Genomic DNA, 18,412 nt, shown 5'->3' with positions numbered 1-18,412 from the left:
CCCACGCTACCGATCGAGGAGGCACGCCATGGAGCATTGGAAAAGCACCATTCTGAAAGGCAACAGCTGTTTCAACCGTGGCGATCTGGTCGACGCCCGCGAGCTCTATCTGCAAGCGCTGGCGCTTGCTCAAGTCCTGCTCGAGCGCTGGGGCGACCCCGATGAGGCGGTGGCGGCATTCGTGATTTCTCACCACAACCTCGCGGACCTGCACCTGAGCCTGAAACAGCCGGAGGAGAGTGCCGAGTACCTGTGCTCCGCGCATCAACGCCTCCTGCACGTGATCCAGAACCCCAACCTTGCGCCTGCGTTGCGTCAGGCCGCCTTCCGCCACAGCAACAAGACCTACAGCGAACTGTTGGGCTTCATCAGCGAACACGGTGAATACCCACGTACCCATCGCCTGCTCAACAGCACGGGCGAACACTCACGTTCGGCGCTTCAGCGCAACGCCGCTGCCGCCGGCACTTTGTCCTTTGGAGTCCATTGATATGCCGTATACCTTGCCTGCCTTGCCATACGCCTACGATGCCCTTGAGCCGCACATTGATGCGCAAACCATGGAAATCCACTACACCAAACACCACCAGACCTACATCAACAACCTCAACGCAGCCGTGGACGGCACTGAGTACGCCGACTGGCCGATCGAAAAACTGGTCGCCAGCGTGGCGCAATTGCCGGAAAAACTGCGTCCTGCGGTGATCAATCAGGGCGGTGGTCACGCCAACCATTCGCTGTTCTGGGAGGTCATGAGTCCTTCAGGTGGCGGTCTGCCGTCGGGCGAACTGGCGAAGGCCATCGAGTCGCAGCTCGGCGGCTTCGAAGCATTCAAAGATGCCTTCACCAAAGCCGCGCTGACTCGTTTTGGCAGTGGCTGGGCTTGGCTGAGCGTCACGCCGCAGAAACAACTGATCGTCGAAAGCAGCGGTAATCAGGACAGCCCGCTGATGAACGGCAACACGCCGATTCTGGGGCTGGATGTCTGGGAACACGCCTATTACCTGCGCTATCAGAATCGTCGACCTGAATACATCGCGGCCTTCTACAACGTCGTGAACTGGGACGAAGTGGCCAAGCGATACGCAGCCGCTCAGGCCTGAATCCCATCACGAGAAGTAGACGATCTATGCCTTCGGATTTCCTCACCATCAGCAGCGGACGCTTGTTGCGTCTGGCCATTGGTTCGATTCTTTTGCTGGCTGGCACCGGGCTGCTCATCGCTCAGGGCCTGTCCTGGCTGAGCCTTGAACCCAGAATGTTGAGGGCGCTGGAAGGCGGAGCGCTGTGCGCCTTGGGCACTGCCCTTGGCGCGGTACCGGTGCTGGTGATTCGCGGGATGCCGGTGGCGGTGTCCGACGGCTTGCTGGGGTTCGGCGCGGGCATCATGCTCGCGGCGACGGCGTTTTCCCTGATCGTGCCAGGCTTGAGCGCCGCTCAGGATCTGGGTTTCTCGCCTTGGGGTGCGGGCGCCCTGATCAGTGCTGGCATTCTGGCTGGCGCTGTCGGGCTTTTCATCGTGGATTCGCTGGTTTCGCAGGGCCCGCAGCTGTCCGAGGTCGCGGAAAAACCGGCCATTCCTTCCAATATCTGGCTGTTCGTCATCGCCATCGTCGCCCACAACATTCCGGAAGGCATGGCCGTGGGCGTCTCGGCGGGCGCAGGCCTGGCCCATGCCGACAGCTTGGCCATGGGCATCGCGTTGCAAGATGTGCCAGAAGGGCTGGTGATTGCGCTGGTACTGGCGGCCGCTGGCATGTCGCGTCTGAACGCATTTCTGATCGGCGCCGCTTCCGGTCTGGTGGAGCCGGTCTTCGCCGTGCTGTGTGCCTGGCTGGTGGAAATCGCCGCGCTGTTGTTACCCGTCGGCCTTGCGCTGGCAGCGGGAGCGATGCTGCTGGTCGTCACCCATGAAATCATCCCGGAGTCGCGCCGCAACGGTCATGACAAGATCGCAAGCTTCGGGCTGCTGGTCGGTTTCTGCCTCATGATGGTGATGGACACCGCGTTGGCGTAAGCCGGGCGGCGGCTGGCTGGCGTTGCAGTTCGAACATGCGCCAGCGGACGGTCGCGTTCAGCATTGGCCGAGCTTTGCGAGTGTCGTGCTGTCCGGCTTGCCCTCGAAAAACGCATCGAGCACTTCATTGAACAGAGGGTTTTGTGGTGCGACGCTGGCAAACAGCGTCATGCTCGAGCGCAGTTTCATGTCGTCTGGTGAGCCCATGATCTCGGTCGCGCTGCGATGTCGCCATTTCAACAGTGCTCGCCCGCAACTTTCCAGGCGCGGTCCCAGACAAGCATGCTGAATATAGGCCAGCGCTTCTTCACGACCGGAAATCCCGTAGCGCTGCGCCATCTCGCTATGGCCCAAGCCTTTCAGCTGCGGGAAAACGAACCACATCCAGTGGCTGCGCTTACGGCCGTTCTGCAACTCGGCGAGCGCGCGCTCGAAGACCGGTTCCTGCGCATCCAGAAAACGTTGCAGATCATGATCGTCTTTCATTTCAGCCTCCTGCGGTCTGGTGATGCTCATGAAGGTATGACTTCCTTCGCGCGCATTGTTCCCGACCGATTCAAGCGCCTTGCCCGCGCTCCGATAAAAACCCTTATAATCCTGCGCCTATTTCTTCCTGATGCGAGATCCGCCGTGAGCTTACCGCCGTGCCCAAAATGCAATTCCGAGTACACCTATGAAGACGGCTCGCAACTCGTCTGCCCGGAATGCGCCCACGAGTGGTCCGCCGACGGCGCTGCCGACGTGAACGACGACGTGAAGGTGATCAAGGACGCGGTCGGCAACACGCTGCAGGACGGCGACACGGTCACCGTGATCAAAGACCTGAAAGTCAAAGGCTCCTCGCTGGTCGTGAAAGTGGGCACGAAGGTGAAAAACATTCGCCTGGTCGACGGCGACCACGACATCGACTGCAAGATCGACGGCATCGGCGCGATGAAACTGAAGTCAGAATTCGTCAAAAAGGGCTGAAGCGGCAGTTTGCTGACTCCCCAAAGCTGTCCGCGGGATCCCCAGGATTCCAGGCCAAACCCCAAAACCGGTGGGAGCGAGCTTGCTCGCGAAGGCTGACTTCCAGACACTGCATCTCCACAGTATGCACTGACCTCTTCCCGGCTGAAGCCGGTCCTACAGACGCTACAAGCTTTTCGTAGGACCGGCTTCAGCCGGGAAAGCGTCGGATGCCAAGGCGCATTCTTTAGGCCGGGCAAACTTCCCAGGTTTGCATGTCTTATCCTTCCAACACTTCGGATTTTTCCTACGGGCACAGTGGCTCTTCTATCGCTGTGTCCCCGCGAATTTTCATAGCCTTGCAGCCTTGTAATGGGCTGGGTGATGGATAGCTTGGATGTCGAGTTTTTATGAATATTTCAAAGAGAACATGGAAGGCATGGGGTTGCCTGCGCCTGAGTCGCTTTTCGGCTCGGTCACGAGCGCAGTTGCAACAGCGAGCACGCTGCTTGGCCAGATTGATAAATTCGGTCAGCGGGTGACGATCAGTGAACTTTTACGCGCTGGCACGAAGCTGGAGCAATTGGCGATGATCGGAGCGTGCTCGGCAGCGTTCTACGTCGGTGCGGTGATTGGCAGTATTGCCGTTGCCACCGGAAGAGCGCTTGGCAATGGCACAACGCTGGGGGACGTGCTCCTTACTGCGCAAAAACTCGACCTCATGGCTGATTGGCTCGCCCACTGTCTGCACCGGTATCCAGGCATGTACCAAACCGCCACCTCAAACAGGGCCAGCTATCGATTCTTGGGACATGTAGTGTGAGGGACTCAATCTTGCTGCTGACGGTTGCTACCCTCGTCGCATCTGCTGCATGGGTGTTCTGGCACTACCTTGCCTTGGATGGATTTCAGCTACTCAGCACCGTTGCGGTTGTAGCGCTGGCAGTGGACAACGTGCGCTTGCGACGCCGCATCAGCTTGGCAAATTGATCCCGAACGTATTTTCGCCGTGTGCGCTGCGCACAAAGACGGTGCCGCCGTGCATCAAGGCGATGGCCTTGACGATGGCCAGGCCAAGGCCGTGGTTGGCGCCGCTGTTGCTGCGCGAAGCGTCGACGCGATAGAAACGTTCGAACAGCCGGGGCAGGTGCTCGCCGGATATTTCAACGCCGGGGTTAGTGACGCCGATGCTGACGTGGTCCCCTTCATCGGCGATCTCCACGACAATCAAATGCCCGGGTGACGTGTGCTGCACGGCGTTGTGCAGCAGGTTGATCAAGGCCCGGCGCAGATGTGCTTTCTCGATGCGCGCGCTGGCATCACCCCGCACCTGAACCTGCACCTGTGCGTCTTCGAGGATGAAATCCAGATAGTCCAGGGTCTTCGCCACCTCTGCGGCGAGTGACGCCTGGCTCAGTTCCGTCGCCTTGCTGCCCTGATCGGCGCTGGCGAGAAACAGCATGTCATTGATGATCGAACGCAGCCGCTCAAGCTCTTCAAGGTTGGATTGCAGCACCTCGAAGTAATGTTCGGCGGAGCGCCCACGGGTCAGCGCCACTTGCGTCTGGCCGATGAGATTGGTCAGCGGCGAGCGCAGCTCATGAGCCACGTCCGCGTTGAACGACTCCAGCCGCGAATACGCCTGCTCGACCCGTTCCAGCGTCGAGTTGAACGAGGTCACGAACTGATCGAGCTCAGGCGGCAACGGCGACAGCTGCAAGCGCCCGCTCAGGCGGGGTGGCGCCAGCTTGCGCGCCTCCAGCGACAGGTCATGCAACGGCTTCAGACCGATCCGCGCCACCCAATACCCCAACGCCGACGCCAGCACGATGCCGATGGCGGCCAGACTGATCAGCGCGATCAGCAGGGAATGCTGCGTCTGCCAGAAGGTTTCGGTGTCGATCGCCGTCAGAAAACGCAACGGCGGACGCTGATCCTTCGCCGGAAACTGACTGACCAGCACCTTGAACGGGTAATCGTGATCCTTCAGGTTCAGGTCGCGCATGCCCAGCGGACCCTTGGCGAAGGTGCGGATGTCGGCGTCAGGGTTGCCGAATTCATAGGTCGGGTTGTCGCTGACCACCCAGAACCGCAGGCGTTTATCTTCCTCGCTCAGCAGTTTCAGCTTGGCGTTGATCTTGGCCCAGTGCTCGGGATTGCCATAACGCTGAACCGCTGACTCCAGCACGCTATAGCGCGCATCGACTTCGGCTTCCGGCAGCAAGCCCAGGCTTTTGTCCACCTGAAGATACAGAGCCCAGCCAATCAACAGAAACACCAGCAGCGCCACCAGCGCAAACATGCCGCTCAGGCGCAGGGCGATGGAATTACTCGACACGACGACTCTCCAGCACGTACCCCATGCCCCGGATCGTGTGCAGCAGTTTCTGCTCGAACGGCCCGTCCAGCTTGGCCCGCAGACGTTTTATCGCGACCTCGACGACGTTGGCATCGCTGTCGAAATTGATGTCCCAGACCATCTCGGCAATCGAGGTTTTCGATAGGATTTCGCCTTGGCGGCGAGCCAGTACGCTGAGCAGCGAGAACTCCTTGGCCGTCAGGTCCAGGCGCGCGCCGGCGCGGGTCGCCTTGCGGCTGATCAGATCGATCCACAGATCGGCAATGCTGATCTGCACCGGCTCGTGCCCCCCGCTGCGGCGGGTGAGCGCCTGCAGCCGGGCAACCAGCTCCAGAAAGGAAAACGGTTTGCCGAGGTAATCGTCGGCGCCTTCGCGCAGTCCGCGAACCCGGTCATCGACGTTCTCCCGCGCCGTCAGCATGATCACCGGGGTTTGCTTGCGGGCGCGCAAGGCACGCAGCACGCCGTAGCCATCCAGGCCGGGAAGCATGACGTCGAGAATGATGACCGCGTACTCGCTTTCCAGCGCCATGTGCAGGCCTTCGATGCCTTCGCGCGCGACATCGGTGGTGTATCCCTGTTCGGTCAGGCCGCGATGCAGGTAGTCCGCGGTTTTCTCTTCGTCTTCGATAATCAGGACGCGCATGGGTCCACTCTCACTTATTCGCTGCTTACTTTTCAGCAGTCATCAGGGCCGCAGGTTGCTTGCTCGTTGCGCTGGGTGTCGGGGTCGGACGTGGGCGGTGGAAGATTCGCTCAAGCTGCAGGTAAATCACCGGCGTCGTGAACAGCGTCAGCGCCTGGCTGACCAGCAATCCGCCCACAACGGCGATGCCCAGTGGCTGACGCAATTCAGCACCCACACCATAGCCGAGCATCAGCGGCAGAGCACCGAGCAGCGCCGCCAGCGTTGTCATGATGATCGGCCTGAACCGCGTCAGACACGCCTCATAGATCGCTTCCTGCGGCGATAACCCTTGGTGACGCTGGGCTTCGAGGGCAAAGTCCACCAGCAGAATGCCGTTCTTCTTGACGATGCCGATCAGCAGCACGATGCCGATCAGGCCCATGATCGAAAAATCCTGGCCCATCAGCCACAACAACAGCAGCGCGCCGATCCCGGCGGAGGGCAGGGTGGAAATGATCGTCAGCGGATGAACGAAGCTCTCATACAGCACGCCCAGAATGATGTACACCGCCACCAGCGCAGCAAGAATCAGCCACGGCTGGTTGGCCAGCGAGCTCTGAAACGCCTGGGCCGCGCCCTGGAAATTGCCGATGATTGAAGCCGGCAAGCCGATCTCGTTCTTGGCCTGATCGAGCAACACGACGGCGTCGCCCAGCGCAACGCCGGCCGACAGGTTGAACGAGAGGTTGGCGGCCGGGAACATGCCATCGTGACTGATCGACAGCGCGCCCATCTTCGGTGCGCCCACTTTGGCCAGCGCCGACAACGGCACCATCTCGTTGGTCAGCGGCGATCGCAGGTAAAAGTAATTCAGGCTTTCGGCCTTGCCACGCTGCTGGGGCTCAAGCTCCAGAATGACTTTGTACTGGTTGATGTCCGTCTGGTATTCGTTGATCTGACGCTGACCGAACGCGTCGTACAGCGCCTGATCGACATCGGCGGCGCTCAGACCGAAACGCGCCGCGGCGCTGCGGTCGATGTCCAGATGCGTCACGCTGCCGCCCAGTTGCAGGTCGTTGGACAGGTCGCGAAACGCCGGAAGGGTCTTGAGTTTCTCCGTGAGCTTTTGGGTCCAGACATTGAGCAGCGCGCCATCGTTGCTCTTGAGCACGTATTGATACTGCGCCCGGCTCGGGCCGGAGCTCAGGTTGATGTCCTGACCGGCGCGCAGATACAGCACGATGCCCGGTATCTTCGCAAGCTTGGGCCGGATGCGATCAATGAACTGGCTGGCCGACACGTCTCGGTCTTCGCGATCCTTGAGCGCAATCCAGACGCGCCCGTTGGCGATGGTCTGGTTGTTGCCGCTGACACCCACCGAATGCGAAAACGCTTTGACTGCAGGGTCCGCCGCGATGATTTTCGCCAGTTGTTTATGTTTTTCCACCATGTCGGGGTAGGAGATATCCGCAGCCGCCTCGCTGGTGCCCAACACCATGCCAGTGTCCTGCACCGGGAAAAACCCCTTGGGAATGAGCACATAACCCGCGACGGCCAGCACCAGCGTCAGCCCGAAGATACCCAGCATCAGGCGCTGATGGGCGAGGGCGAAACGCACGCCTCGCGCATAGCGGGCGAGCAAGCGTTCGCCAAACCCGGGCGTCGCATGCGGATTGTGTTTGGGGGCCCGCATGAACAGCGCAGCCAGGGTGGGCGCCAGCGTCAGCGACACCATCACGGAAATAAGAATGGTCGACGTCGCAGTGAGGGCGAACTCCTTGAACAACCGGCCCACCACGCCGCCCATGAACAGCAGCGGAATGAATGCTGCGATCAGCGAGAAACTGATCGACACCACGGTGAAACCGATCTCGCCCGAGCCTTTGATCGCCGCGTCACGCATGCTGTCACCGGCTTCCAGGTGCCGATGGATGTTTTCCACCACCACGATGGCGTCATCCACCACGAAGCCGACGGCCACCACGATCGCGACCAGCGTCAGGTTGTTCAGGCTGAAACCCAGCACATACATCAGCGCGAAGCTGGCCACCAGCGACACGCCCAGTACCGCCGTCACGATCAACGTCGCCGACAGCTGACGCAGGAACAACGCCATGACGGCGATCACCAGCGCGATCGCGATCAGCAAGGTCATTTCCACCTCATGCAACGAGGCGCGAATGGTCTTGGTGCGGTCGCTGAGCACGGATACGTCGACCGATGCAGGCAGCATTTCCTGCAGGCGCGGCAGCTCGCCGAGCACGCGGTCGACCGTCTCGACAATGTTGGCGCCGGGTTGACGGAACACGACGATGTTCACGCCCTGTTGCTCGCCCGACCAGGCACGCACGTAGGCGTTTTCCGAACCATTGATCACCCGGGCGACATCGCGCAGGTGAACAGGGGCGCCGTCTTTGTAGGAAACGATCAGTTGCTCGTAATCCTTGGCCTGGAACAGTTGATCGTTCGAGGCCAGCGTGGAAATGCTGTCCTTGCCATAGAGCGCACCTTTGGCGAGATTGAGGCTGGTCTGCTGCAAGGTCTCGCGCAGGTCGGCCAGTGTCAGACCGATCGACGCGAGTTTCTCCGGCGCGGCCTGCACGCGGATGGCAGGCCGCTGCTGACCGGTGATGTTGACCTGTCCGACGCCGTCGATCTGACTCAACTGACGAGCCAGCAGCGATTCGGTGACATCGCTCAGCTCGGTGCCGGGCATCAAGTTGGAGCTGACGCTGAGAATCAAAACCGGGCTGTCGGCAGGGTTGACCTTGCGCCAGGTCGGCAGTGTCGGCAGGTCAGCGGGCAAGCGCCCGGCCGCCGTGTTGATCGCTGCCTGCACTTCCTGCGCGGCGGTGTCGATGCTCTTGTTCAGGCTGAATTGCAGGATCAGGTTGGTGGAGCCCAGCGCGCTGCTCGAGGTCATCTGCGTCATGCCAGGAATCGCGCTGAACTGCACTTCCAGGGGCGTCGCCACCGAGGAAGCCATGGTTTCCGGACTGGCGCCGGGCAACTGCGCGTTAACCTGGATGGTGGGAAATTCGGCTTCCGGCAGCGGCGCCACCGGCAAGCGCGGAAACGCGATACAGCCCAGCAGCACCAGCGCGAACGTCAGCAGGACCGTGGCAATAGGATGATTCACGCACCAGGCGGAAAGGGAGCCGCGGCCTTTCATTTCGACGCCCCGGCCACGTCGACCAGCGCATCGACCGGTTCATCCTTGACCACTTCGATGTGAGCACCATTCTTGAGCCGCGACTGGCCGTCGCTGACCAGCACGTCGTTGACGTCGACCCCGCTGATCAGCATCAGGTCGCTGTTCTGATAGAGCACTTTGACCGGCACGACTTCGACGCTGTCGCCCTTGACCCGATAAACGTAATGCTGATCGATGCCGCGCTGGACCACTTGTGGCGGGACTTTCAGCGCATCGCGGTCGACGGCGGTCTGGATGCGAACGGTCACCAGCTGGCCGGGCCACAGCTTCTCGGACGCATTGTCGAACACCGCTTTGGCGCGAATGGTGCCCGTGTTCATCGCCACCTGATTGTCGATCAGCGTCAGTTTGCCCTGGCCGAGCAATGTGCCGCTGGCGCCTTCACCCAAGTACGCATCGACCTTGGCGGGCGTGCTGGCGGCAAGCAGGTCGTGCAACGTCGGCAGCATCTGTTGTGGCAGCGAGAACTCTACGGAAACAGGATCGATCTGCGTGACGGAAAACAACCCCGTCGCATCGCTCACCCGCAGGAAATTACCCTCGTCGACGTTTCGAATCCCCACCCGGCCTGTCACCGGAGAGCGTATCTGAGTGTAGGAAAGCTGTACTTGAGAAGCGTTGATCGAGGCTTGATTGCCCAGTGCGGTTGCTTTCAGCTGCTCGACCAGCGCCTCTTGCTGATCGTATTGCTGTCTGGAAATACTGTTGTCGACCGTCAGCAGCTTGTAGCGCTTGAGGTCCACTTGAGCGACGTTCAACTGGGCCTGGCTCTGACTCAGTTGCGCCCTGGCCTGCTCCAGCGCCGCGCGAATGGAACGATCGTCGATGGTCGCCAGCAGATCCCCCGCCTTGACCTGTTGCCCTTCCTTGACCAGCAGCCGGGTGAGGATGCCGTCCACCTGGGGGCGAATCACCACGCTTTGCAACGACAACACCGAACCGATGCCGGTGACGTATCGCGGCACGTCCTCCTGCTTCACCGTGATCACACGAACCGGCACCGCCACCGGGGCGCTGGCTTTCTTCGCGACGGGACGATTGAAGGTCCAGGTGCCGATCGCAATCAGCGCAACGAGTGCGGTCACGGCTATCACGATTGTTTTCTTTTTGTGCATACAGAAACGACGCCAGCGAATGGGTGAGGGCAGATGGGTGTGAGCCTCCTTTATAACCCTTCCACCCGGTCAGCAAAATGACTGCTACCTGTCAATATTGTCAGCTGGATTAGGGCGGAGGATGAAGTCGGGTAAAGAAAGAATGCCGCAGGGCGATACCCAGATAGAAGGCACGAGTTTCGATGAACGAGTTCTACTGTGACGGGGACAATTCCTACATAAAGCTTCGTGAATTCTGAACGTTGTTCTCTGGCTCGACTCAACTTCATAAGGGACGAGCCTTCATTCCGGAGTGTGGCGATGAAAAGTAAAAAGACAGTTTCGATGTTTTTTTCGATCGCGTTTATCGGGACTTGTGCCGTATCCGGCCCCAGCGCATGGGCCGCGCAAAACGATCTCATGTTTCATGGCAGCCTTGTCAATGCCGCATGCGAGGCCCGAGTGATGGCGGGCACAGATGCAGCCGCGGGATGGAAAACCCTGTCGGCAGGCGGCTCCCTGACCATCGGCCTGATGGCTGGCGATAATGCGTGCGGCAAACCTGCCGTCCCCGCCTATGCCAGTTATAAAGAAACCACCTTCGCATTGCGCACTGCCCAAGCGGGTATCGTCACGCTGACTTACCAGTAAGCGGTCTGCCCCGACTATTTGAGCAACGCCTGACAAGCCCCGATTCGATGGAATCGGGGCTTTTTTTGTGCGCGCGCTCTGTCGAGCGTGTCCGGACGGCTACAGCGTTGAGGTGAAAGGTCAGCCACTGTTTTTTAACGCGGTGTCGTGCAAAGCCATGTAACGCGTGAGTTGTAGCCCTGCGCTGCCAAGTCCTACGGAAAGTTCTTTCGTGCGCCACTGTCATTTCCGCAAGCGCAAGGTAAATAGCCTGACAGCCGCGAGCCAGAGCGGCGCTTATAGTTCTCGCCGTCCTCTTGGGCACACACGAATTGACACAAGGAACGTCGTTAGCATGAAAAATATCTCTCTTTCACTGGCCATCGTGACCGCATTGGGACTCGGCATTTCGAGTACCGCGAGCGCCGCCAACAACGGCAAACTTGTCTTCACTGGCACGCTCACCAACATCACTTGTGACATCGGCGCCGGGACGGGTGCAAGCCCTGGCACCAACCCGGGTGAAATCAACGTCGACATGGGCAACGTGTCCTTCTCCGACATCGGTCTGTTCGCGGACAATAAACTGGAAACCGCCTCGCCGATCCAGCTGCTGGTCAACTGCACCGGCGGCGCTTCGCAATACAACACCGTCAATATGCGCTTCGTGGCGCGCCAAGGCAGCGGCCTGGATAACCTCGATCAGAAACTGCTGCGCACCACCGGTGCTGCCGACGGTGTCGGTATCGGTCTGCTCAACGCTTCCAACCAGCTGATGGACTTGAGCGGCAACGAAACCATCGATACGCCGCTGATCAAGGACGGCGCTGACGGCGCTACCGCCGAGATCAATTTCGGGGCTGTCTATGTCCTCAACGGTGCGGCGACCAATCCCGGCAACGCCGATGGCTTTCTGCCGTTCGTGATGGACTATCAGTGATGCAACAGGCGGGCGAGCATTGCTCGCTCCGCCTTCCCCCGGATTTCCAGGCGGTCTGACCATGTTTTCCATCTTCATCCGTTGCTCGGCGCTCTGGCTGGGGCTGCTTCTGGCTGTCCCGGTGCAGGCGGGCATAGTGCTCAACACCACGCGTGTCATTTATCAGGCCCAAGACAAGGAGGTCAGCCTCGTCGTACACAACAGTGGCTCGGGCGAGATCCTCGCTCAGTCCTGGCTGCAAGCGGAAAGCGAGAAGGTCGCTCCCGCCGATCTGCCGTTCGCGATTACCCCGGCGCTGGCGCGAATGACCGGCAATGCGCGACAGATGATCCGGATCATTTACGCCGGGGAGGGACTGCCCGCCGACCGGGAATCGGTGTTCTGGCTCAATGTTCAGGAGATTCCGCAGACTGCCCGGGAGAACGAATTGCAGATCGCGATTCGTCAGCGGATCAAACTTTTCTTTCGCCCTCAGGGAATGCGTGGCGACCCACTCAAAGCAGCGCAAGAGCTGCAATGGCGTGTACAGGGCGGCCAGCTGGAAGTCAGCAATCGCAGCCCATATCACGTGTCGCTGATCAAGCTTGAGGCGCGTCAGCAGGGCAAGCCGTTGTTGTCGGCCGACAGCCAGATGCTGGCGCCGCTGCAGAGCCTGAAACTGCCCATGCGCCCGGCCGCTTCCGGCAAACCGGTCGAGCTCAGGTTCATCAGCATCAATGACTTCGGCGCCCAGGAACCTTACCTCGCGCAAGTCGTGGCCGACCGGACTGTTCAGGCCGAAAGGACCGACGTTCGTACCGACTGACGACTGACACCACGGTCGGATTTTCGTACCTCATTTTCGCCGCACGTACGTTGCGGCTACTGCGTCGTGCGCCTGCGAGAAAGGATTCGGCAGCGCATCGGAACTCAGAACACGAGTGAAACCAGCTAATGGAACGGCGAGACCAGAACAACAAGGGATGTGTGTGCAGCGCGGCACGGCCCCGTACAACCCTCTGTAGAGGCGGGCCATCGAGGGTATTCAACTGCAGCCGTTTGGCGCTGTGCATGGCGCTGACCGGCGGGCTTGCGACAGCTTCGCCCGTGATGGCGATGACCGATCAGGTCGCCGACGGCCGGGCTGCCAGCGGCGTGAAGTTCAATACGGCTTTCATTCAGGGCACCGATCAACCGGCGGACCTTGAGACCTTTCTGCAAGGCAACAGCATCGTGCCCGGCACCTATCGGGTCGATGTCTACGTCAATCGCACATTGAGCGGTCGACGCGATATCAACTTCATCCACAACCCTGCCAGGGACACGGTCGAGGCATGCCTGACGCTGGAAATGCTCAGCCAGTTCGGGGTGGATGTCAGCGCGCTGAACACAGCCGATACGCCAGGCAGCGGCTGTTTCGATCTGATGTCACACGTGGCGTTTGCGCAGGTCGATTATCAGCCTTCGAGCCTGCGCCTGAACATCACGGTCCCGCAGGCGATCATGGCCCGCAGCGCGCGCGGATACGTGTCTCCGGAATTGTGGGATCAGGGCGAGACCGTCGGCTTCGTCAACTACAACTTCAGCGGCGCGCGCCGCACGCGTAATGAGCAGACGCAGGATCAGTATTATCTGGGCCTGCGCAATGGCGTGAATCTCGGTGCCTGGCGGCTGCGCAATGAGTCTTCGGTTACGTACGGAGATGCTCAACCGTACCGTTTTCGCAGCAACAGGACCTTCGTTCAGCGCGACGTCAGTGCGCTGAAAAGCCAACTGACACTGGGTGAAACGTTCACCGACTCGCAAGTGTTCGACAGCGTGCGTTTCGTTGGCGCAGCGTTGATGTCCGACGATGGCATGCTGCCCGACAGCGAGCGCGTCTATGCGCCTGTCATACGAGGCATCGCCGAAACCAATGCCACGGTTGAAGTGCGCCAGAACGGCTTCATGCTGTACAGCGGCAACGTGTCACCCGGGCCGTTTGAAATCTCCGATATCTATCCCAGCGGCTCGAACGGCGATCTGGAAGTGACGATCATCGAAGCCGACGGACGCAAGCGCAGCTTTATTCAAGCCTACGCGTCACTGCCGATCATGGTGCCCAAGGGCGCTGTCCGCTACAGCCTTGCGGCCGGTCAGTACGACAGCAACACCGAGGACGGGGCATCACCGGATTTCGCCAGCGGCACGCTCGTTTACGGTTTGACCGAGCGGGTGACGGCGGCCGGTGGCGTGCAGATGGCCGAGGACTTTCAGGCCGGAAACATTGGCGCGGGCATGAACACCGCACTGGGCGCTTTTTCGCTCGATGTCACCCAGTCGCTCAGCAAGCAGCGGCAGCAGAATTACAGCGGGCAAAGCCTTCGCGTGCGTTATGCCAATACGCTGGACCTGACTCACACAACGCTGGCGGTAGCCGGTTACCGTTACTCGACCGAGCAATATCGCACCCTCGATGAGCATGTCGAAGCACTGCAGGCGCACGAGAACTTCTATGCGGGTCGTGCACGCGATCGCGTCGAGCTCAACCTGACCCAGGCGTTGCCGGAGCACTCGGCATCGCTGAGCATTACCGGATCCGAACAGCGCTATTGGGACCGGGGCGACAAGACGCGGCAGCTTTACATCGGTTGGAACGCCTCTTGGCGCAGTGTGAGCTACAGCTTGTCGCTTGAGCGCAATCAGACGTTTCAGCGCAACGGGCAGGATCAGACCGATAATCGCGTCGCGTTGACCCTGAGCGTGCCGCTTGGCACAAGTCCCGGATCATCTCGCGCGTTTCTCAATGCCGTGCACGACAGCTCGGGCAACTACAACCTGCAGTCGGGTCTGAACGGCCAGGTGTTCGACCGCAGCACGTTCTACTCGGTGCAAGCGGGTCACGACCGAAATTCCGGATCGTCCGGTTTCGGCAAGCTCAGCACCACGACATCCTACGGCCGTTTCGACGCGGGATACGGGCAAGGCAGCGATTACCAAGCGTTCAGCATGGGCGCCGCGGGTTCTGTGGTCGCCCATCCCGGCGGCGTGAATCTCGGCCAGCCGCTGGGCGAGACGTTCGCGCTGGTGCAGGTCAAGGGCGTGAGCGGCGCCCGGTTGAGCAACGCGAGCAACGTCGAAACTTCCGACAACGGCTTTGCGATTCTGCCGTATGCGCAGCCTTACCGGACCAACTGGGTCAGCCTTGATACGCGACAACTGGGCGCTGATGTGGAGTTGGCGAACGCCGTCACGCAGGTCGTGCCCAGAAGGGGAGCGGCAGCGTTGGTCAGCTTTCAGACGTCCGTGGGCCGCAGGGTCCAGTTCGAGCTGGTGCGCCCCGATGGCAGTCGCCTGCCGTTGGGCACGACCGTCGAAGATGAACAGGGCAAGCCGTTGGCGACGGTCGACCCCAATGGTCGCGCGTTGATTCTGAGTGAGCGCGACAGCGGCGAGCTGGTCGTCAAATGGGCCGATCAGCACTGTCGCGCGTCTTTCACGCTTCCCGCCAAGGACCCGCAGCGCAGTTACGATCGCGTCAAGGCGATGTGCCAATGAAGTCCGCCTGTCTGATGACCGCCGTTTTGATGTTCACCAGCGCCGTTGCGCAGGCGACGGTTTCGCTGTCTGGCACGCGTCTGGTGTTCGACGGCAGGTTCGGGGAAGCCTCTGTGGACGTCAGCAATCGCAGCGATGCTCAGGTGTTGATCCAGGCCTGGCTGGCCGATGGGCGTGCAGCCGAGTCGCACCGGGCAGACCTGCCTTTTGTCGTCACGCCGCATCTTGCGCAGCTGCCCGCGCAGGGTAAGCAGACGTTGCGCGTGCTGTATGAAGGCGTCGGGATGCCGGCAGATCGTGAATCGCTGCTGCATTTGTTCGTGCTGGAAATCCCTCGCCGCAGCCAGGCCGCGCAGCAATTGAGCATCGCCGTGCGCCAGCGCATCAACGTGTTTTACCGGCCTGCCGGTTTGCCTGGCGATCCCGCCGACGCCGCGCAGATGCTGGCGTGGCAGCGGCAACCGGGCGGCGAACTGTCTGCGCGCAATCCGACGCCGTATCACGTCTCGCTGCAAAACGTGCGTGTCGACGACGTTGAGATCAGCGACTACCAGCTCCTGCCACCGTTTTCGGAGATTTCGCTGCCGCTTCCGGTGCGCATCGCAGGCGCGGGCATGCAGCGAAACCTGTCTTTCAAGGCGCTGACAGACTACGGCGGCCAGCGCGATTACTGCGGCGTGTTGCCGGCGCAAGGCGCGTTGAACGTACCACTGAGCAGGCCCGATTCTCACTCACTCAAAGGGAAGTGCTGACCATGACGTACAGATTCGTTACCCGATGGTGTCCGATATTGCTGATGACAGCGTTGCTGCCTGTCTCTGCCGCAGCCATGACTTGCGCAACCCAAGGTGCTGGCGAATTCATCCTGCGCGCTGATTTGAGCAGCACTGTCGCGATTCCCGCCACGTTGCTGGATGGCACGGCGGTCTGGCGCTCCGAGCGTCTGAGCGTCGCGGTCGAATGCGCTAAGGAAGAAGTCGGCGGGCCAGAGGACGTCTTCCTTTATCTGAACCCGGAGAACATACAGATCGGTCAGGGCATTCGCGCAGGGCTGACACTTGGCGGGGTCGACTTCCTCCAGACCTCCGGGCGCATTCCCACGCATCAAACGGCGCCCGCCTGCAAGGATGCAAGCACCCGCTGCCCAGCTGTCTCGTTCAATTTGCCTTTTACGGTGTTCATCGAGAAATACGGGCCGACCCCGCCATCCGGCATCGCCAGCGACGTGCGCGACTACAGGATGTTTCAGGTCGACGGCACAGCTGGCCCCAATCCAGTGCCCGACCGCAACCTCAATTACCTCATCAATAACCTGTCGGGGCTGCGCTTCGTGGCCTGTGACGCTGAGCTGCGGGTCATGCCGGAGACGATCGACTTCGGTGACGTGGCGATCGCCAACGTGAGGGTGGGCGAAGTCGCGACGTTTCAGCGGTTTGCCCTGGCCACCAGTCGTACGTGTGATTCGCCGTTCAGCCTCAATGCGCGGCTCACCCCGGTTTCAGGCATGCTGTCGGGTGACGTGCTGGTGCCCGTCAACAACGACAGCGTCGGCATCCGCATCACGAACGCGTACGACAACACGCCGGTGCGCTACAACGAGCCGTTTCACTTGAATGACCTGCTGGGTGGGAATTACTCCGCCACCGCTGATTTCAAGGCCGAATTGATCTGGCAGACGCAAACGCCACAGCCAGGTCCCTTTTCTGCGGAAGTGATGGTCGATCTGTTCTACAAATAGGCGCGCGCATTCGGTCTTCTGCCTGAGGCAGGCGCAGAATGATTCGGGTATGCTGCGCGGCTTCGGGCGCCGCCCGACTTTTTCCTCGACCGCTTCAAGCTTCCGGAGCCTTCATGACGACCCCCGAACCTACCTCAGCGCCTGACTTTGACGTCGAACCGGTCGAGGGCAACGACGTTTCCGAGCAGGCCCGGCCAGCGATTCCGGCGTTCAGTTTTCCATTCAAACCGGGGCAGCTTGCCCAGGCCAGAAAGGATCAGCCGTACTACCAGAAGTCCAACAAATCCAGCCACGAAAAGCGGCCAGGCGCAGCCCCGGCGGGCACCCGTCGTTCGATGGGCAAGCGCTGATTCGCGGGCGTCCGGTCAACCCTGTTTGCGAAAACTGTCGCGGTATTGTGTGGGTGTGACGCCCAGACGTTGGGTGAAAATCAGGCGCATGCGCGCGGCGCTGCCGAAGCCACAGTGATACGCCACGGCTTTGATCACCATTTCACTGCCCTCCAGCAAGTGTCGGGCGGCGTCGATTCTGGCTCGCTGGACGAATTCGGCCGGGGTGACTTTGGCGTCTCGAGCGAACACTCGCGCAAACGTGCGCGGGCTCATGGACACCACTTGCGCGAGTCGTTCCACCGAAAACGGTTCGCAGATGTGCTCCATCACGTAACGCTGGATGGTTGCAACGGGCGAGTCATCGTCTGCCGAGGCGCTCAGGTAAGGACTGAACTGCGACTGTCCGCCCTGACGCTGGGCGACCACCAACAGACGTTTCGCCACAGCCAGCGCAATCGCCGATCCATGATCCTGCGCGACCAGCGCAAGCGCCATATCGATGCCTGCCGTGACGCCCGCGGACGTCATCATCGCGCCGTCGCGCACGTAGATGCGGTCGGGTTCGACCCGCGCTTCGGGAAACAGATCGGCCAGTTGTTGCGCATGGCTCCAGTGCGTGGTGACCTGCTTTCCATTCAGCAGACCGGCATGCCCGAGCACGAACGCTCCCGTGCAGATCGAGCCGAAACGTCCTGCCAGCGGCGTGACTTCGCGCAACCAGGCGGTCAGCTCAGGCATCTCGGCACCTTCGGGAAGCAGCGGGCCGCCGGGAACCAGCAGAATGTCGAAGGTTTTTGGCGCGTCGGTCAGGGAATACTGCGCGCCCAGTGGCATGCCGTTGGAGGCTACGATGGGGTAGGGCGTTGCGCCGATGGTGGTCATCCGGTAGCCATCGCCTTGTGCGACGTAGCGATTGGCCTCGGCGAACACATCCAGGGGACCGGCCACGTCCAGCGACTGGACATCAGGGAACAGCACGATCGCGACGCTTCTCAT

At 60.8% G+C, this 18,412-nt stretch carries 18 protein-coding genes; 12 read left to right on the top strand and 6 right to left on the bottom strand.

Annotation, left to right across the window (positions count from 1 at the left end; genetic code table 11):
- Window positions 1-28: 28 nt before the first annotated feature.
- The 3 genes from QRN36_RS01555 to QRN36_RS01545 are packed head-to-tail and all read left to right on the top strand — an operon-like array spanning window position 29 to window position 2,017.
- Complete coding sequence (locus QRN36_RS01555) at window positions 29-490, top strand: hypothetical protein (RefSeq protein ID WP_285422518.1); 462 nt, start codon at window positions 29-31, stop codon at window positions 488-490.
- 1 nt (window position 491) lies between these two features.
- Entirely contained in the window at window positions 492-1,103 is a 612-nt protein-coding gene (locus QRN36_RS01550) for a superoxide dismutase (protein ID WP_285422517.1), read from the top strand.
- A 26-nt stretch (window positions 1,104-1,129) separates the two neighbouring features.
- Window positions 1,130-2,017 (top strand): ZIP family metal transporter, encoded by an 888-nt coding sequence (locus QRN36_RS01545; RefSeq protein ID WP_093462876.1) that lies wholly within the window; start codon window positions 1,130-1,132, stop codon window positions 2,015-2,017.
- Window positions 2,018-2,074: 57 nt separating this feature from the next.
- On the opposite strand, the gene QRN36_RS01540 is transcribed toward QRN36_RS01545, so the two are convergent.
- Window positions 2,075-2,503 (bottom strand): DUF1810 domain-containing protein, encoded by a 429-nt coding sequence (locus tag QRN36_RS01540; protein WP_285422516.1) that lies wholly within the window; start codon window positions 2,501-2,503, stop codon window positions 2,075-2,077.
- A gap of 144 nt (window positions 2,504-2,647) precedes the next feature.
- Between QRN36_RS01540 and QRN36_RS01535 the strand changes: the two genes are divergently transcribed.
- On the top strand, window positions 2,648-2,986 hold the full coding sequence (locus QRN36_RS01535; RefSeq protein ID WP_285422586.1) for a zinc ribbon domain-containing protein YjdM: 339 nt from the start codon (window positions 2,648-2,650) through the stop codon (window positions 2,984-2,986).
- Window positions 2,987-3,362: 376 nt separating this feature from the next.
- The gene (locus QRN36_RS01530; RefSeq protein ID WP_285422515.1) at window positions 3,363-3,788 is read left to right on the top strand and encodes a hypothetical protein; all 426 of its coding nucleotides are present in this window, start codon (window positions 3,363-3,365) and stop codon (window positions 3,786-3,788) included.
- A 150-nt stretch (window positions 3,789-3,938) separates the two neighbouring features.
- Here QRN36_RS01530 and QRN36_RS01525 read toward each other — a convergent pair whose 3' ends face one another.
- The 4 genes from QRN36_RS01525 to QRN36_RS01510 are packed head-to-tail and all read right to left on the bottom strand — an operon-like array spanning window position 3,939 to window position 10,281.
- Complete coding sequence (locus tag QRN36_RS01525; RefSeq protein WP_285422514.1) at window positions 3,939-5,303, bottom strand: heavy metal sensor histidine kinase; 1,365 nt, start codon at window positions 5,301-5,303, stop codon at window positions 3,939-3,941.
- Entirely contained in the window at window positions 5,293-5,970 is a 678-nt protein-coding gene (locus QRN36_RS01520) for a heavy metal response regulator transcription factor (protein WP_093462886.1), read from the bottom strand. The genes QRN36_RS01525 and QRN36_RS01520 overlap by 11 nt, the downstream gene beginning before the upstream one ends.
- Window positions 5,971-5,995: 25 nt before the next feature.
- On the bottom strand, window positions 5,996-9,124 hold the full coding sequence (locus QRN36_RS01515; protein ID WP_285422513.1) for a multidrug efflux RND transporter permease subunit: 3,129 nt from the start codon (window positions 9,122-9,124) through the stop codon (window positions 5,996-5,998).
- Complete coding sequence (locus QRN36_RS01510; protein ID WP_285422512.1) at window positions 9,121-10,281, bottom strand: efflux RND transporter periplasmic adaptor subunit; 1,161 nt, start codon at window positions 10,279-10,281, stop codon at window positions 9,121-9,123. Before QRN36_RS01510 ends, QRN36_RS01515 begins: the two co-directional genes overlap by 4 nt.
- A gap of 300 nt (window positions 10,282-10,581) precedes the next feature.
- On the opposite strand from QRN36_RS01510, the gene QRN36_RS01505 reads away from it, so the two are divergent.
- The 7 genes from QRN36_RS01505 to QRN36_RS01475 all read left to right on the top strand — a co-directional run bounded on the left by QRN36_RS01505 (window position 10,582) and on the right by QRN36_RS01475 (window position 17,434).
- Complete coding sequence (locus QRN36_RS01505; RefSeq protein WP_285422511.1) at window positions 10,582-10,911, top strand: hypothetical protein; 330 nt, start codon at window positions 10,582-10,584, stop codon at window positions 10,909-10,911.
- A gap of 334 nt (window positions 10,912-11,245) precedes the next feature.
- Window positions 11,246-11,830, top strand: coding sequence for a fimbrial protein (locus tag QRN36_RS01500; protein WP_285422510.1), 585 nt, complete (start codon window positions 11,246-11,248; stop codon window positions 11,828-11,830).
- Between the two features lie 61 nt (window positions 11,831-11,891).
- On the top strand, window positions 11,892-12,635 hold the full coding sequence (locus tag QRN36_RS01495) for a molecular chaperone (RefSeq protein WP_285422509.1): 744 nt from the start codon (window positions 11,892-11,894) through the stop codon (window positions 12,633-12,635).
- A 245-nt stretch (window positions 12,636-12,880) separates the two neighbouring features.
- Entirely contained in the window at window positions 12,881-15,346 is a 2,466-nt protein-coding gene (locus QRN36_RS01490) for a fimbria/pilus outer membrane usher protein (protein WP_373568684.1), read from the top strand.
- Window positions 15,343-16,098, top strand: coding sequence for a molecular chaperone (locus QRN36_RS01485; RefSeq protein WP_285422508.1), 756 nt, complete (start codon window positions 15,343-15,345; stop codon window positions 16,096-16,098). The genes QRN36_RS01490 and QRN36_RS01485 overlap by 4 nt, the downstream gene beginning before the upstream one ends.
- Before the next feature lie 2 nt (window positions 16,099-16,100).
- Window positions 16,101-17,084, top strand: coding sequence for a fimbrial protein (locus QRN36_RS01480; RefSeq protein ID WP_285422507.1), 984 nt, complete (start codon window positions 16,101-16,103; stop codon window positions 17,082-17,084).
- A 113-nt stretch (window positions 17,085-17,197) separates the two neighbouring features.
- On the top strand, window positions 17,198-17,434 hold the full coding sequence (locus QRN36_RS01475; RefSeq protein WP_285422506.1) for a hypothetical protein: 237 nt from the start codon (window positions 17,198-17,200) through the stop codon (window positions 17,432-17,434).
- A gap of 15 nt (window positions 17,435-17,449) precedes the next feature.
- On the opposite strand, the gene QRN36_RS01470 is transcribed toward QRN36_RS01475, so the two are convergent.
- Window positions 17,450-18,412: a GlxA family transcriptional regulator gene (locus tag QRN36_RS01470; RefSeq protein WP_373568683.1), complete on the bottom strand. Its 963-nt coding sequence runs from the start codon at window positions 18,410-18,412 to the stop codon at window positions 17,450-17,452.

The sequence above is a fragment of the Pseudomonas sp. efr-133-TYG-103a genome, assembly GCF_030209235.1.
In the GTDB taxonomy this organism is placed as follows: Bacteria; Pseudomonadota; Gammaproteobacteria; order Pseudomonadales; family Pseudomonadaceae; genus Aquipseudomonas.
This window is presented reverse-complemented; position numbering and strand designations above follow the sequence as displayed.